This window comes from Citrobacter sp. CK195 (genome assembly GCF_030333365.1).
GTDB lineage: Bacteria > Pseudomonadota > Gammaproteobacteria > Enterobacterales > Enterobacteriaceae > Citrobacter_B > Citrobacter_B koseri.
This window is the reverse complement of the sequence record NZ_JAOWGB010000025.1, coordinates 135,259-151,907: the sequence shown is the minus strand read 5'-3', so window position 1 is coordinate 151,907 and position 16,649 is coordinate 135,259. Positions and strand designations below refer to the sequence as shown.

The following is a 16,649-nucleotide window of genomic DNA, read 5'->3' as shown; positions in this document are numbered from 1 at the left end:
TAGATGCCTGATGGCGCTGCGCTTATCAGGCCTACGCGAGCGCCTGCACCACCATCCGGCTAAACCGGGCTTGCGCTCTTATCTGCTGGCAAACAGTTTCGGGATTTCCCTCAGGCACCAGGCTTTCGCCTCGCCCATGCTGTCGCGTCGCCAGGCCATAATAATATCAATTTCGCTGGTCGATTCCGGGCTGACGACCCGCAGTCTTCCTTGCGCGATATCCTGTTCGACCAGCGGATACGGCATGGTCGCGACGCCCAGCCCGGCCAGCAAGGCCTGACGTTTGTCTTCAATGGTACTCACCGTCAGGCGCGGCTGTTTGTCCAGCAGCTGCACGGTCAATACCGGTCGCTCGCGGGCGGTATCCGCCACCGCCACACCACGATATTTCACGCGGGTCACTTCAGACAGCGGCTCCGGCTCCTGATGAATCGGATGGTCCGGCGCCGCCACGTAGACGTTCATCAGCGTATACAACTTGCGGGAGTTAATTTCTGACGACGAGCGGAAATGCATATCCGGTGCAATCACAATATCGGCCCGCCCCTGCTCCAGACGCTCCCAGGCGCCCGCCAGCACTTCCGTGATCACCGAAAGCTGGGTGTTGGCTTTCGCGGCCAGTCGGTCAATCAGCGGGAAGAAGGCTGAGGTCGGCACCAGCGCTTCTGTCACCAGCGTCAGGTGCGTTTCCCAACCGCGCGCCAGCGCTTCGGCATCGGTGGTCAGCTTGTCAGCCGCTTCCAGCAATACGCGCCCACGTTCCAGCAGCATACGCCCCACGTTGGTGAATTTTGTCCGATGGCCGGAACGGTCAAACAGCACCACATCCAGCTCTTCTTCCAGTTTTTGCATGGTGTAGCTGAGCGCGGATGGTACGCGACCTAACTCATCTGCCGCCGCCGCGAAGCTCCCGCGTCGATCTATTGCGTCCATGACGCGTAACGCTTCCAGTGTTAACGCCCTTTCTTTGGCCATATCGTTCTCATTCAGGAAATTTGAACATACCGGGCAGAATATCTGGCTAACAATGCAGCGTCCAGCCCCTTAACATAAAAGGAAGTAAAGAGAGGTCAAGAATTATGATTACTACCCGAACAGCCAAACAGTGCGGACAGGCAGACTACGGATGGTTGCAGGCCCGTTATACCTTCTCCTTTGGACACTACTTCGACCCAAAACTGCTGGGCTATGCCTCCCTGCGCGTACTCAACCAGGAAGTGCTGGCGCCGGGCGCCTCCTTCCAGCCGCGCACCTACCCGAAGGTGGATATTTTAAACCTGATTCTGGAAGGCGAAGCGGAATATCGCGACAGCGAAGGCAATCATGTCCAGGCGAAAGCGGGCGAAGCCCTGCTGCTCGCCACGCAGCCGGGCATTAGCTATAGCGAACATAATCTCAGTAAAGATAAGTCGCTTACCAGGATGCAGCTATGGCTGGACGCCTGTCCTGAGCGGGAAAACCCGTTGGTACAGAAAACCACGCTAACCGCGAGCAAACAGCAACTCCTCGCCTCCCCGGATGGAGAGCAGGACAGCCTGCAATTACGCCAGCAGGTCTGGGTGCACCATATTGAGCTGAAAAAAGGCGAGTCGCTGAGCTTTCAACTGCATGGCCCACACGCCTATTTGCAGTCGATTCACGGTACGTTTCATGCGGTAACGCATAACGAGGAGCGCGAAGCGCTTACCTGCGGCGACGGCGCATTTATTCGTGATGAAGCTAACATAACGTTAGTTGCCGACACGCCATTGCGCGCTTTACTGATAGATTTGCCTGTGTAGTCAGAAAAAATAAGGGAGTTATGACTGTGAGCAAAAAATCGGCTAAAAAGCATCAATCCGTAACCCAACCCGCAGCACAGGATGCGGCAAACGCGCCCGGGAAATTTGGCTACGAGGAGATGCTAACCGAACTGGAAGCTATCGTCGCGGATGCAGAGATCCGGTTAGCGGAAGAAGATGAAGCCGCCTGAAAAGGCGGCTTCTGATTTCCGATAAACGCAATGCCGGATGGTGGCGTAAACGCCTTATCCGGCCTACAAACACAAGTTACCGTAGGCCTGATAAGCGCAGCGCCATCAGGCAAACTGAAAAGGCGGCTTCTGATTATCGACAAACGCAATGCCGGATGGCGGCGTAAACGCCTTATCCGGCCTACGAACACAAGTTACCGTAGGCCTGATAAGCGCAGCGCCATCAGGCAAACTGAAAAGGCGGCTTCTGATTATCGATAAACGTAATGCTAGATGGCGGCGTAAACGCCTTATCCGGCCTACGAACACAAGTTACCGTAGGCCTGATAAGCGCAGCGCCATCAGGCAAACCCGCGCCACCGGGTTAATGCGCCTTACTGGCCATAATTTCGATAACCTGACGGTCGGTTTGCTGCATTGCATGACAGGCCAACGCGCACAAATTCGAAATAGATTGCTCGACGTTATGCGCCACAATCCCTTCGTTGCCAGTTACCGCCGTATCATCCAGCGCCATTAACACCGCTTTCCAGGCCGCAGACGCGCTGGTCGATACCTTCATCGCACAGCTATTCGATGCGCCGTCGCATATCATCCCGCTCACGTCGCCGATCATACTGCTGATCGCCATCGCAATCGTGTTATAGCGGCCATCCATCAGCCACGCCATTCCTGCCGCCGCCCCCATTGCCGCCGTGGTCGCCGCACAGAGCGCTGACAGGCGTGGAAGCTGATGGTGAATGTAGATCGCGCTCAGGTGCGAGAGCATCAGGGCGCGCGCCAGACGTTCGTCATCCGCCCCCACATGCTCCGCCACCACCATTACGGGAACCGTCGCGGTGATCCCCTGATTGCCGGAGCCGGAGTTACTCATGGCTGGTAGCGTCGCGCCGCCCATCCGCGCATCCGAAGCTGCGCTGGTGCGAATCAGGATCGCCGTTGACAGATCGTCCGCCAGCAGACCGCGTGCGCACTGCTTTTGCAACGTCGCCCCGATATGCAGCCCCCAGGTGCCGCGCAATCCCTCCTGCGACAGCGCGCCGTTCAGTCTGGCGGCCTCCAGAATAAAGCGGATTGACGCAAACGGCACCGCATTCACAAACGCCAGAATCTCTTCCAGCGAGGTCTTTGATAAGACCGACAGCGGCGATTCTTGCACCTCCCCCTGCACGCTTTCGGTCTGCGTAAAGATCACTCCAGTGTGAGTTTCAATGCGCACGATATTGGTGTGCCCGCCGACGATCGTTACGCAGGCCCACGCATCGCCGCTGTACACTTTAGCGCGTGAGAAGAGGATGTCGTCGCATGGCTCCTGCAACATCACCGACACCTTCCCGGCAGCCAGCATCGCTTTCGCATCCGCAATCGCCCTCGAAGAGGCGTTTTTCAACACTTCCAGCCCCGCGCTGGCATCGCCGCCAAGCGCCCCCAGCGCTGCCGCAATGGGAAGCCCAACCATCCCGGTGCCCGGCACGGTGACGCCCAGGCCATTCTTCATCAGGTTCGGCGAGACCCACGCGTCAACGCGTTCAACTTCGCCGTCAAGTTCAGCCGCGGCAACCGCCGCCGCCAGCGCCAGAGAGACAGGTTCCGTACATCCCAGTGCCGGTTTTACCTCTTCCTGTACTGCGAGGATAAAACGCTGCCATAACGGATTTTCTGTAGACTCAAACATAACAACAACCTTACTTTCAGGAAGATCAAGCAAATGCCAGGAACGGAGAAACGCACAGCAGCAAACCCGTGACGATAATCAGATACAGAGACGCGCCCTTGTATTTGTGCAGTGCAGGAACTTTGTAGACCAGCCAGGCCGGGATCAAACATCCCACCATGCCGAAGATCGGGCTACAGATAGAGGTGAAACTCAGCACCGGCGCATTCAGCACAATGGCGCTCCAGGCCAGTAAGATGGCGAAAACCATAATGCCGCGCTGCACGAAGCGTTCGTTAATCTTCTCGACAGGCATTCTGCGGCGCAGCAGGTTCATCACAATTCCCTGAGTCGCTTCGCGAAAGCCTAAGTAAACGCCGAAGAACGCGGTCATAACGGCAAAGATATTCAGGATCACGCTGACCACTTTCACCCAGCCCGCACCCGCGCCGCTAATAAACTGCGCGGCGATCGCCAGTGCAGAGATGTTCTGCTCGTAGGCTTTGACCGCTTCGTCATGCCCCATCGCCAGGGTGAAAGAGACTGCGTAGAAAAAGACGGTAACAAACAGAATGCCGAACGCGATGTTCATGGCGCGCAGCGCTTTATGCCGTGCGACCTCAATGGATTTTTCGCGTGAACGATAAGAGATCACCATCGGACTCAAGGTCTGGATAAACAGGATGGAGGTCAGCGTAAACGGCAAGGTGATGATGGCGTTTTTAATCAACAGCGCCATCGGCGGCAGCGCGCCAATGTTGTACAAATGCCACATCCCGATCATTGAGACGCCGAGCGCCGCGACCACCAGCAGTTTAGTCAGCACCATGCCGGTCGAAATCTTGAACAGAAGCTGCTCACCGCGTGACGAGATCGCCACCAGAATGCAAATCAGCACCAGTCCATAGAACGGGCTGTCGGAGAGCAAACCTTCCGTGACGCCAAAGGTGTGCAGGTAAGAGGCGCTGTCGTTAGTGATGGCGGTGGAGTAGACAAACATCCAGATCACCAGCATCACAAAGTAGAGTGCGCCTAACAGGATGCCCCAGTTTTTCCCCAGATAGCCGCTGATGACGCTCGGGTAGTCTTTACATTCCGGGGACTCCGCCAGCGTGTTGATGAACAGGCGCTGGAACAGATACATCGCGGGATAGCCGATAATAGAGGAGAGTAAAAAGACCCACAGCCCCATTAAACCGACCTGCACCGGGAGAAAAACAATCCCCGCGCCAATCGCCATACCAATACTCATGATGACCCAGCCCGTGTCGGTGCTGTCGAATTTAATGGCTTCGCGCCATTCGCTTTCGGTCATCCCTGCCCGGCGCGCCGGAGCTGATGCGTCGAGTATTACGCTGTTATTCGTTGCCGTTTCCATTACGTTCTCGCTTAATATGTAGGTAGAGTTTTTTATTATTTTTCCGTGCCGCATCAAGGCGATACGCGGTACATCGTGCGCAGGCGAGTTATTGGAGTAGTGAGGGAATCATACGCGCAGGATCAGAGAAAAACTTCACAAACAAACCCCTGTAATTTCTAAAAGTTAAGAAATATTTTCTCTTTTACAGCTAAATAAAGAATTTAATTTCTATTTTTGAAGCGGATCACAACAAAAAAGGTGCACTAAAGTGCACCTTTTTTATCATGCCATGTTGATTAATTCATTGCCGGATGGCGGCGCTTGCGCCTTCTCCGGCCTGCAAACGTACGTAAACCGTAGGCCTGATAAGCGCAGCGCCATCAGGCACGGCTATTCACCTCAGGTACAAACGACCTTAATCGCCAACCCACCGCGCGAAGTCTCGCGGTACTTATCGTTCATATCCTTGCCGGTTTCATACATCGTCTCGATCACTTTATCGAGCGACACCCGTGGCTCAGACGTCCGCCGCAGCGCCATTCGCGCCGCATTCACCGCTTTTACCGCATTAATCGCGTTACGTTCAATGCAAGGAATTTGCACCTGCCCGGCCACCGGATCGCAGGTCAATCCCAGGTTGTGCTCCATCGCGATTTCCGCCGCAATGCAAACCTGCGATGGACTACCGCCCAGCAGTTCCGTCAGCCCTGCCGCCGCCATCGAGCAGGCGACGCCAACTTCACCCTGACAGCCCACTTCCGCACCGGAGATAGACGCATTCATCTTATACAGCGCGCCAATCGCGCCCGCAGCCAGCAGATAGCGGGCAATCGAGTTGGCATTCACCGGACGGCGGAACTTATCGTAATAAGCCAGTACAGCTGGAATAATGCCGCATGCGCCGTTAGTTGGCGCCGTTACGACCCGTCCTCCTGCCGCATTCTCTTCGCTGACGGCCAGCGCAAACATGTTGATCCAGTCGATAACGTTCATCGGGTCACTGGAGAGGCTGTCGCTGGAGACCAGCAGACGCCTTAACGCAACAGCGCGACGCGGCACATTCAGCGGCCCCGGCAGCACGCCCTCGGTGTTCATGCCGCGTTCAATCCCGGCGTGCATCACATCCCAGATGCGCGCGAATCCGGCGTCAATCTCCTCTTTGCTGCGCAGCGCCAGCTCGTTTTGCATCATCAGGCCAGAGACCGAAAGCCCGTTTCGCTCACACAGTTTCAGCAGTTCGCTGGCCGAGTGAAAATCATAAGGCACAGGCGTTTCGACATCATGCGCCTGCCCGAAACGCTCCTCTTCGACGATAAACCCGCCGCCGATGGAGTAATAAGTTTTGCTCAACAGCGTCTCTTGCCCGTTCCATGCCGTAATACGCATCCCGTTTTCATGGCGCGGTAGCGTTTCGGCGTGAAAGAGAATGCTGTCTGCTACCGGGAAATCAACAACGTGCGCTCCCTCGGCCACCGGCAGGCGTCCGCTGCGCGTTACGTCTTCAATAAAGGTGGGAATCGCGTCGATATTCACGTTTTGCGGGCTGTTACCTGCCAGCCCCATCATGATGGCGGTATCCGTCGCATGACCTTTCCCGGTCAGCGATAACGATCCATACAGATCAACCGTAATACGCGTCGTGCGAAGTAAATCACCCTTGCTGGTCAGTTGATCGATAAAACATTTTCCTGCATTCATCGGCCCTACGGTATGGGAGCTGGAAGGTCCAATGCCAATCTTAAAAATATCGAATGCGCTAATCATATCCAGAACCTCGGATTGCCGTTCAGTGGAGACCAGACATCAAATAGTTTCACACTCGTTTTTGGGATCGGGGCGATCCTGACGATCGCCCCGCAGGGGGTTACAGCGTATCGCCACGCACCGCGATAGCTTCAATCTCCAGCTTCACATCCTTCGGCAAACGGGCGACCTGCACACAGCTGCGCGTAGGGTAAGTCGCCTGATGCTCATCAAAGAACTGCTGATACACCTCGTTGATGGTGGTGAAATCGTTCAGATCGGTAATGAACACAGTGGTCTTCACGATATCGCCCACTTTCAGGCCCGCAGCTTCCACAATCGCTTTGACGTTTTCCAGGCTCTGACGCGCCTGATCGACGACATTTTCCGCGACCTCGCCCGTTTGCGGGCATACCGGGATCTGACCTGAGGTCAGCACCATACTGCCCAAATCCACACCCTGTACGTAGGGGCCGATGGCTCCCGGTGCATGTTGGGTGGCAATAATCTTTCTCATAGCGCCTCCGGCGTTATATCGCCTGGGTAAAGGTACGTGAAATCACATCCTGCTGTTGCTCGCGGGTGAGCGCATTAAAGCGCACGGCGTAGCCGGACACGCGGATCGTCAGGTTCGGATAGCTTTCCGGGTGCTCGATGGCGTCCAGCAGCATTTCACGGTTCATCACGTTGACGTTCAGGTGCTGACCGCCTTCCACATGCGCTTCATGATGGAAGTATCCGTCCAGCAGGCCGACCAGATTGGTTTTCCGCACGCCGTCATCTTTGCCCAACGCCGCAGGCACAATGGAGAAGGTGTAGGAAATCCCGTCTTTGGCATAGGTGAACGGCAGTTTCGCGACGGAAGTCAGCGAAGCGACAGCGCCTTTACGGTCACGGCCGTGCATCGGGTTCGCACCCGGAGCGAACGGCGTACCGCCACGACGTCCATCCGGCGTGTTCCCGGTTTTCTGGCCGTACACCACGTTCGAGGTGATGGTCAGAATGGACTGCGTCGGCACCGCGTTGCGGTAGGTTGGCAACACTTTAATTTTCTTCATAAAGCGTTCAACCAGATCGCAGGCAATGCTGTCCACGCGCTCGTCGTTGTTGCCGTACTGCGGATATTCGCCTTCGATGACAAAATCGACTGCCAGCCCGTTGTGGTCGCGCACCGGTTTCACCTTCGCGTACTTGATGGCGGACAGCGAATCCGCCGCCACGGACAGCCCCGCGATGCCGCATGCCATCGTGCGATAAACGTCACGATCGTGCAGCGCCATCAGCGACGCTTCGTAGCTGTACTTGTCGTGCATGTAGTGGATGATATTCAGCGCGCTGATGTACTGCACCGCCAGCCAGTCCATGAAATGGTCAAGGCTCTCCATCACCGTGTCGTAATCCAGCACGTCATCCATTAATGGCGCCGTTTTCGGCCCGACCTGGATTTTCAGCTTCTCATCCACACCGCCGTTGATTGCATACAGCAGCGTTTTAGCGAGGTTGGCGCGGGCGCCGAAGAACTGCATCTGCTTACCGATGACCATTGGGCTGACGCAGCAGGCAATGGCGTAATCATCGCTGTCAAAGTCAGCGCGCATCAGATCGTCATTTTCATACTGCAAAGATGAAGTGACGATCGACACCTGCGCCGCATATTTTTTAAAGGCGACCGGCAGCGCTTCTGACCACAGCACGGTCAGGTTCGGCTCTGGCGCAGGCCCCATCGTGTGCAGGGTATGCAGATAGCGGAAGGAGTTTTTGGTCACCAGCGTGCGGCCATCCAGCCCCATACCGCCGATCACTTCGGTTGCCCAAATCGGATCGCCGGAGAACAGCGTGTCAAATTCCGGCGTGCGCAGGAAGCGCACCATGCGGATCTTCATGATGAAGTGGTCGATCAGTTCCTGCGCCTGTTCTTCCGTTAAGATCCCGGCTTTGAAGTCTCGCTCAATGTAGATGTCGAGGAACGACGCGGTACGGCCCAGCGACATTGCGCCGCCGTTCTGCGATTTCACCGCTGCCAGATAGGCGAAGTAAAGCCACTGGACGGCTTCCTGCGCGTTACGCGCCGGACGGGAGATATCGCAGCCGTATTTGGCGGCCATTTCCTGCATTTGCAGCAGCGCACGACGGTGTTCGGCCAGCTCTTCACGCAGGCGAATCGTCGCTTCAAGGTTCTGCCCCCACTCCAGATTTGACTGGAGGTCGGCAAACTGCAACTCACGCTCGCGCACCAGATAACGGATACCGTACAGCGCAACGCGGCGATAGTCGCCGATAATGCGCCCACGGCCGTAGCCATCCGGTAAGCCGGTCAGCACCCCGGATTTACGGCAGCGCAGCATATCCGGCGAATACGCGTCGAATACACCCTGGTTATGGGTTTTACGCAGCTCGGTAAACTGATATTCAAAATCAGCATCCATTTCACGACCATACGCCTGGAATGAGCTTTTGATCATGTTGATGCCGCCAAACGGATGCAGCGCGCGCTTGAGTGGCTTATCGGTTTGCAAACCGACGATTTTTTCCAGCTCCTGCTCAATATAACCCGCGTCATGGGCAGTAATGGTGGTCGCAATATTGGTATCGAAATCGACTGGCGCATGCGTCGAGTTTTCAATACGAATACCCGCCATAACTTTTTCCCACAATGCGGTAGTCGCAGGCGTGGCTTCCGCGAGGAAGGATTCATCTCCCTCATAGGGCGTATAGTTGTGCTGAATAAAATCACGGACATTAATTTCTTCTTTCCAGTCCGTACCTTTAAAGCCAAGCCAGGCTTCGGCATACAGCATATCGCTGGTATCGATATTTACCTTCATGAAAAATAGTCTCTCTACAGAACAACAATAAATTATGCAAATTCCACAGGTGCGTTAACTTTGCCTAAATGAATAGCGTCGAGGGCAATCATTTTTTCTTCATTCGTTGGAATGACGGCACAAATAACGTTGGTGTCTTTGCTGGAGATAATTCTTTCACCGTGAGAATTAGGCAGGCTATTCATCTCGTGATCTAATTTCACGCCCAGAACAGCCAAATGTTCAATGACCAGACGGCGAATTAACACGGAGTTTTCGCCAATCCCCCCGGTAAAAATAATACCGTCCAGGCGGTGTAACGATGCGGCATGCCCGGCAATGTGGCGGGCAATACGGTGCACAAAGGTTTTAATCGCCAGTTGCGCACGTTCATGCCCTTCATGCCAGGCTTTTTCCAGCACACGTAAGTCAGATGACAGACCGGAAATCCCCAGCAAACCAGACTCTTTATTCACCACGCGTTCCATATCGCCCAGCGTCTGGTTGGTTTCGCTGGCAATCCACGCCATCGCGCCGAAGTCCACATCGCCGCTGCGGGTGCCCATCATCAGCCCTTCCAGCGGGGTCATCCCCATAGAGGTATCGACGCTTTGACCGTTACGAACGGCACAGATAGAAGCGCCATTGCCCAGATGCGCGACAACCAGACCCGAGTCCTCTTCCTGTAGCGCAAGAAGGTCATGCGCACGTTGCGAGACATAGCGGTGCGAGGTGCCATGAAAGCCATAGCGCCGGACGCCCAACTCCTCAAAATATTTCCACGGCAAGCCGTACAAATACGCTTCAGGCGCCATCGTTTGATGGAAGCTGGTATCAAATACCGCCACCTGCTGTACGCCCGGGAAAAGATGCTGCGCCGATTCAATTCCGCTTAAATTGGCGTAATTATGTAACGGCGCTAAAGGAGAAACCCGGCGGATATTCTCGATAACTTCATCCGTAATAATGGCTGATGCCGTAAAGATATTTCCGCCGTGGGCAATACGGTGGCCAATTAAGGCCACGCTGTCGATTAAATTACGTTTTTCCAGTTCAAACGCAATCGCCTTTAATGCGCCTTCGTAGCTGTGGTGAGCCAGCTTAGCTGGCTCTCCTCCATTTACGGATAAAAACGCATCTTCAGAATTAATACCGTCCGCAATTCCTGCCATTAACACATCGCAATGGGTTGCATCCAGTACTGAAAACTTAATGGAAGACGATCCACAGTTAATCACCAGAACTACCGGAAATTCATTCATTTCACTACTCCGCTCATCCTGAGCTAAAGGATTAGAACAGTTTGTACACGATATTCAGGATGGTCAGCAGACCAATCACGGTCACAAACACGTTATCCAGACGACCACGGTATTTCGCCAGTGACGGCGCTTTACGGATGGCGTACATCGGCAACAGGCAGAGCAGCGAGGCAATGATCGGCGCACCCATTGCTTCAATCAGGTCCAGGATGTTCGGGTTGGCGTATGCCACAACCCAAGTGGAACCCATGATGAAGATCATGCTGATGGTGTTGAGTTTGCCCAGTGAAACTTTTGTTTTATCGCCTTTGTAACCAAACTTCAGCACCAGACCGTTCAGGCCTTCCAGCGTGCCCAGATAGTGACCGAAGAATGATTTGAAGATAGCGACCAGTGCGATGATGGAAGCCCCGTACTCCAGAACCGTAGCAAACGTTGATTTAGTGCCAGACAGCGACGCAAAGTGGTTCGCCAGATATGAGAGCACCGGAATGTTCTGCGCTTTCGCATCCGCCATGTTGGCCGGAGAGAGCGTGAACAGGCAGCTGAAGGCGAAGAACATCACCACGGCCACCATCAGCATGCTGGCGCGGGAGATGATCTGTGAACATTTACGCTCGGTAAATTCACGACCAAAGTCTTTCTCATACTCTTCACGTTTGGAAACCACGAAAGAAGAGACGATAGGCGAGAAGTTAAAGGAGAACACCATGATGGAGATACCCAGCCACACGGTAACCAGAATGCCGTCATGCCCGGTTAACGCGATATTACTGAGATCCACCTGATCGATAACCGCAGAGTTCCAGTAAGGGATCAGCGACAGAGAGATCAGCACCAGGCTGGCAATGAACGGCCATACCAGGTAGCTCATCACTTTAACCATCAGGTCTTTACCAAACCAGATAACGAAAGCCATCAGCAGCAGCAGGAACAGCGCCACAAAGCCACGGTTAAGCGCCGGCATCTGCAACTGGTTTTCCCAGAAGGTCATAAAGGTGTTGGTAATGGTTACGCCATAAATCCACAGCAGCGGACAGATAGCGAAGAAGTACAGGAACGTGATGACCACGCCGCCTGTTTTACCAAAGTGCTCTTCTACCGTTTCTGTGATGTTGCCGGAAGGGTTAGAACCGGAAAGACACAGGCGCGCCAGCGCACGGTGGCAGTAAAACGCGATGGGGTAGGCCAACACCAGCATCAAAAGAATCGGGATTAGCCCGCCAAACCCTGCGCGAATAGGGAAGAACAACACCCCGGCGCCGATGGCAGTACCAAATAGTCCCAGTGTCCATGTGGTGTCCGATTTACGCCAGGACGACTGTTTTGTCTGGCTGGATACAATGCTATCAGTAGTACTCATATCCTATCCTCAACGAAAAGATTAATAGCCGGGTTTAAGCGTCAACTAAGCCCGTAATTTGCGATACACGAGAAAGATCGATATTGCCGCCAGAAATAATGCTGACCGTTTTTCTGTTCTGGATATAGCTATCTAATTTCCCGCTTAATAATGCGGCACATGCCAGTGCGCCAGCGCCTTCAGTGACGACTTTATTGCGCTGAATTAATGCAATCATGCTGTTACGAATTTCATCTTCGCTGACCAGGACAATGTCATCCACTAATTCACGAACAATCTCATACGTTAAATTACCCGGGCGAGAAACATCACAACCATCCGCCAGGGTGCCGGTCGTTCGGTGAGTGGTTATTTCTCCTGCATGATAAGATGCCGCCATGCCGTGTACGTTTTCGGACTGTACGCCAATAACTTTAATTGTCGGGTTAATGGATTTAATAGCAATCGCAACACCGGCAATCAGACCGCCGCCGCCAATTGGTACAATGACGTTATCGACATCATACAGATCTTCCATAATTTCCAGGCCAATCGTTCCCTGCCCGGCAATCACTTTCGGATCGTCATAAGGTGGAATAAAAATGCGGCCTTCAGTCTCAACAATTTCGCTCACTTTGGCGATGGTATCGTTGAAGTTGTCACCGTGCAGCACCACTTCAGCGGAGTAGTCGCAGGTGGCCGCCACTTTGGACTTCGGCGCGCCTTTCGGCATCACGACTTTGCCGTCGATACCGAGCATCGCGCAGGAGAGAGACACCCCTTGCGCATGGTTACCGGCAGAGCAAGCCACCACGCCTTTACGTTTTTCTTCTTCCGTTAATGAACTGAGTTTGTTAAACGCACCGCGGATTTTAAAAGAGCCCGTGCGTTGCATATTTTCGAACTTAAGGAATATTTCGCCTTTGCAGCGCTCGCTGAAATAGTTAGAGCGCGGCATACCTGTTTTATAAATTTTCCCCGCAAGTCTTTTTTTCGCTTCGAGGATATCTTCAATCGCAACCGGGAGATCGTATGTAATATGCATTATAACCTCTTAACCTGGGTATTAAGGTAAAATAAATAGTCAGTACCAACGTCTGATATTCAGACAGATGGCATCAGTTTTTGATTAAATTAAATTTAATCCGTTACTTAATTTCTATTAATTGCTTTCGTCTGCAACCATTATAAGATGAATATTCTTTGGCTAATTCCACCAAAACCGATGCTGCTTTTTTAATCCGATAGTTTTTAGACCAGATCGCGGCATAACGCGCGACCGGTAAATCTTCCTCTACTGGAATCGTAATAAACTGGTTTGAACCGAATGGAGATGTCATATCGCAGGGAATGACGGTCAGAAAATCAGCATTGAGAACAAGATTATAAATAGTGACAACGGAATCTGTTTTAACGATGTTTTCACTGCTGATGCCATTTCTTTGTAACGTGGTGAGGAGTTCGCTGTAGTAGCCCATATTCGTTTGTGGCAACACCCACTGTTCGTTCTGCAACGATTCCAGTGTGGTGATGCCGGTGCATGTTCGGGACTTACTGGCCACCAGGACAAACTCTGACTCAAAAAGCGGTTCCACGTGTAGATCCTGTAGTTTCATCTCATCACTGAGCGTGCCGATAGCGAAATCCAGGCGTCCGTCGCGAATCGCGGGCAGGAACGAGGAGAGCTGCGCTTCATACATCGACACCTGCGCTTTTGGGAACACCTCTTTAAATTTATGAATCATGTCAGACATAAAGGTAAAGCCAATCAACGAAGGAAAACCAAACGAAACGTCGACCACCGTGTTGCAGGTCATGCTGTTCATCTCGTTCACCATGTTTTTCATTTCACGGGTGATGGATTCAGACCAGGTAAGCAGCACCTGACCTGCGCTGGTTAACGTGACACCGGTATTTTTGCGAACGATTAACTCAACGCCAAAATAGGCCTCAACATCATTGATAATTTTACTTACAGCAGGCTGAGTTAACCCTAACTCTTTTGCGGCAGAACCGATAGAACCACTTCTAATGACTTCCTGAAAGACCACCAAGTGCTGTGTTTTAGGGAGAAGAATAGTATTCATATCGACCTGCACTAATTACTTTGTTGACGGCATGAAGTGTACCAAATAAAGGTTACATGGTTATGTGCGACTACTCACAAATTAACTTACCTTACATTTTGTAAGCTTATTTTTTAAAAAATAAACCATTTATTATCAACAAGTTGAAAGAACACGACTGCACTTTATCATGATTTTTGTCAAAAAATCATGAGGGGATAACAATATTTTATGGCGATAACATATGCGTTTCATTCGCTATTTTACAAATTCGGGAAAGACGATAATTCAATCAATTATCGCATAATTAACACGCAGATTTACGTTTAAATTTAACGGACAATTAATCAAAAATAAGTACAATTACGCCCTTATTGGGATTAAAGATTGTGGCATATCACATTTTTTCTTCTTATTTGTTTGTAAAAAAACATTACACACACGAATATTTAATTCATTTAATACACGCCATTATCATTACCAACAATATATTAACACTGTGATTGTCAATTTTTGTAGCGCGTAATTTTGTGATAGCGATCAACAGCCAATCTTTTATCCGGTTAAAAAATCACCACACAGCGTTTTGTGTTAGTGGTCACAGAACAAGAAATATCTTTTGGCGGGGAGATTATGTTACGCGGCGCGATCGGGCACCTTCTGCGGAGAATCCGCCGGATGGCGACGCTCACGCGTCTTATCCGGCCTACCAAAGCGCTCTGCCACAGGCCTGATAAGCGCAGCGCCATCAGGCAGTACCGGGAACCCAAACGCTATGAAAGCAAAAACCCGCCGAAGCGGGTTTTTACATGAAGAGGTGAAACTGACCGATAAGCCGGGTTCTGTCGTGGACAGTCATTCATCTAGGCCAGCAATCGCTCACTGGCTCAAGCAGCCTACCCGGGTTCAGTACGGGCCGTACCTTATGAACCCCTATTTGGCCTTGCTCCGGGTGGAGTTTACCGTGCCGCGAACTGTTACCAGCCGCGCGGTGCGCTCTTACCGCACCCTTTCACCCTTACCTGATCCCGCTTGCGCGGGCCATCGGCGGTTTGCTCTCTGTTGCACTGGTCGTGGGCTTGCGCCCCCCAGGCGTTACCTGGCACCCTGCCCTATGGAGCCCGGACTTTCCTCCCCTCCGCCCGTCTCCCCCGAAAGGGACGACGACGAAGCGGCGACTGTCTGGTCAGCTTCGGCGCGCAGTATAGAGGGTTTGCACGCCATTGTCACCCTGCACTGCGCATTCCTATCGCCAGCGTTGCGGCGATGTTTCGCGAGGCGCGGTAGATATTATCAAACGCGCCGCGAAAGGCTTCATCCAGCGTGCCAATGCGGGTAAGCACGCTGAACACGGCATCAATACCATGCTGATGCACCACTCCCACATCATGCGTCAGACTCCCCGCGATCCCAATTACTGGCTTATGATACTTTTTCGCCACACTGGCGACGCCTATCGGTACTTTGCCGTGAATACTCTGGCTGTCGATGCGCCCTTCGCCGGTGACGACTAACGCGCAGTCGTGGATATGTTCTTCCAGATTGAGCGCCGTGGTGACTATCTCAATGCCGCTGCGCAACTCTGCGCCGAGGAAAGCCATTAAGGCCGCCCCCATCCCGCCAGCCGCGCCCGCGCCGGGGACATTTTCCACATCCACGCGCAGCGACTTTTTAATCATGTCGGCATAATGAGCAAGATTGCCATCCAGTTCATGAATGAGCTTTTCGGTCGCGCCTTTCTGCGGCCCAAAGATTTGCGACGCGCCATTTTCGCCCGTCAGTGGATTGGTCACATCACAGGCCACCCGGATAGCACACGTTTTTAAACGCGGATCGAGACCGGTGATATCAATCGAATTCAGGCTGTTCAGGCTGCCGCCGCCGTTCCCAATTTCAGTACCGTTCGCATCCGTTAATCGGGCGCCCAGCGCCTGCACCATGCCCGCGCCGCCGTCATTGGTCGCGCTGCCGCCAATGCCGATGATAATGCTTCTGGCGCCGTGCTCCAGCGCATGCAGGATCAGCTCTCCGGTACCGCGCGACGTGGTAATCAACGGATTACGCTTTTCTGGCGGAACCAGCGCCAGCCCGCTGGCCGCCGCCATTTCAATAAACGCGGTGCTGCCGTCCCCGGACATGCCCCAGTTGGCCATGACGGTCTCCCCCAGCGGCCCCGTCACAAAAGCGGTATACTGCGTTCCATGCGTGGCGGCAATCATGGCTTCGACCGTTCCCTCTCCGCCGTCAGCGACCGGGATAGAAACATACTGCGCATCGGGAAAAATTTCCCGGAATCCTTTTTCTATCGCCTGCGCAACTTCAGCGGCAGAAAGGCTTTCTTTATAAGAGTCTGGGGCGATTACGATTTTCATAGTTGTAGCCTGTTACTGCACAACGCCGGATGGCGTTTCACTTATCCGGCCAGGGTCATAGGCCCGGACCGCCG

At 53.2% G+C, this 16,649-nt stretch carries 13 protein-coding genes, 1 other RNA gene and 1 pseudogene; 2 read left to right on the top strand and 13 right to left on the bottom strand.

What is annotated here, in order from left to right; genetic code table 11:
- Positions 1-78: 78 nt before the first annotated feature.
- On the bottom strand, positions 79-975 hold the full coding sequence (gene yhaJ, locus OGX93_RS14940) for a DNA-binding transcriptional regulator YhaJ (protein ID WP_012135243.1): 897 nt from the start codon (positions 973-975) through the stop codon (positions 79-81).
- Between the two features lie 104 nt (positions 976-1,079).
- On the opposite strand from yhaJ, the gene OGX93_RS14935 reads away from it, so the two are divergent.
- Both OGX93_RS14935 and OGX93_RS14930 read left to right on the top strand, forming a co-directional pair.
- The gene (locus OGX93_RS14935) at positions 1,080-1,781 is read left to right on the top strand and encodes a pirin family protein (protein WP_286449085.1); all 702 of its coding nucleotides are present in this window, start codon (positions 1,080-1,082) and stop codon (positions 1,779-1,781) included.
- Between the two features lie 26 nt (positions 1,782-1,807).
- Positions 1,808-1,972, top strand: coding sequence for a protein YhaL (locus tag OGX93_RS14930; protein ID WP_047463896.1), 165 nt, complete (start codon positions 1,808-1,810; stop codon positions 1,970-1,972).
- A gap of 32 nt (positions 1,973-2,004) precedes the next feature.
- Here the strand turns inward: OGX93_RS14930 and OGX93_RS22365 are convergent.
- The 12 genes and pseudogenes from OGX93_RS22365 to garK form a co-directional block, all read right to left on the bottom strand.
- Positions 2,005-2,142: pseudogene (locus OGX93_RS22365) on the bottom strand (hypothetical protein); the annotation flags it as partial.
- Between the two features lie 194 nt (positions 2,143-2,336).
- Complete coding sequence (locus OGX93_RS14925; RefSeq protein WP_286449086.1) at positions 2,337-3,647, bottom strand: L-cysteine desulfidase family protein; 1,311 nt, start codon at positions 3,645-3,647, stop codon at positions 2,337-2,339.
- Positions 3,648-3,672: 25 nt separating this feature from the next.
- Positions 3,673-5,004, bottom strand: a complete 1,332-nt coding sequence (locus OGX93_RS14920; protein WP_024130973.1) for an SLC5/6 family protein — start codon at positions 5,002-5,004, stop codon at positions 3,673-3,675.
- 381 nt (positions 5,005-5,385) lie between these two features.
- A complete protein-coding gene (gene tdcG / locus OGX93_RS14915) occupies positions 5,386-6,750 on the bottom strand; it encodes an L-serine ammonia-lyase (RefSeq protein ID WP_012135249.1) in 1,365 nt (454 codons plus the stop codon).
- Positions 6,751-6,850: 100 nt separating this feature from the next.
- Entirely contained in the window at positions 6,851-7,246 is a 396-nt protein-coding gene (locus tag OGX93_RS14910; RefSeq protein ID WP_012135250.1) for an enamine/imine deaminase, read from the bottom strand.
- Between the two features lie 13 nt (positions 7,247-7,259).
- The gene (gene pflB, locus OGX93_RS14905) at positions 7,260-9,554 is read right to left on the bottom strand and encodes a formate C-acetyltransferase (RefSeq protein ID WP_047461071.1); all 2,295 of its coding nucleotides are present in this window, start codon (positions 9,552-9,554) and stop codon (positions 7,260-7,262) included.
- 32 nt (positions 9,555-9,586) lie between these two features.
- A complete protein-coding gene (gene tdcD / locus OGX93_RS14900) occupies positions 9,587-10,795 on the bottom strand; it encodes a propionate kinase (RefSeq protein WP_024130974.1) in 1,209 nt (402 codons plus the stop codon).
- Between the two features lie 31 nt (positions 10,796-10,826).
- On the bottom strand, positions 10,827-12,158 hold the full coding sequence (gene tdcC / locus OGX93_RS14895; RefSeq protein WP_012135253.1) for a threonine/serine transporter TdcC: 1,332 nt from the start codon (positions 12,156-12,158) through the stop codon (positions 10,827-10,829).
- 34 nt (positions 12,159-12,192) lie between these two features.
- Positions 12,193-13,182, bottom strand: coding sequence for a bifunctional threonine ammonia-lyase/L-serine ammonia-lyase TdcB (tdcB, locus tag OGX93_RS14890; RefSeq protein WP_012135254.1), 990 nt, complete (start codon positions 13,180-13,182; stop codon positions 12,193-12,195).
- 103 nt (positions 13,183-13,285) lie between these two features.
- Positions 13,286-14,224: a transcriptional regulator TdcA gene (gene tdcA, locus OGX93_RS14885; RefSeq protein WP_047461068.1), complete on the bottom strand. Its 939-nt coding sequence runs from the start codon at positions 14,222-14,224 to the stop codon at positions 13,286-13,288.
- Positions 14,225-15,018: 794 nt separating this feature from the next.
- Positions 15,019-15,397: RNase P RNA component class A (rnpB, locus tag OGX93_RS14880), an RNA gene on the bottom strand.
- Between the two features lie 32 nt (positions 15,398-15,429).
- Complete coding sequence (gene garK, locus OGX93_RS14875) at positions 15,430-16,575, bottom strand: glycerate 2-kinase (RefSeq protein WP_286449087.1); 1,146 nt, start codon at positions 16,573-16,575, stop codon at positions 15,430-15,432.
- Positions 16,576-16,649: the final 74 nt, after the last annotated feature.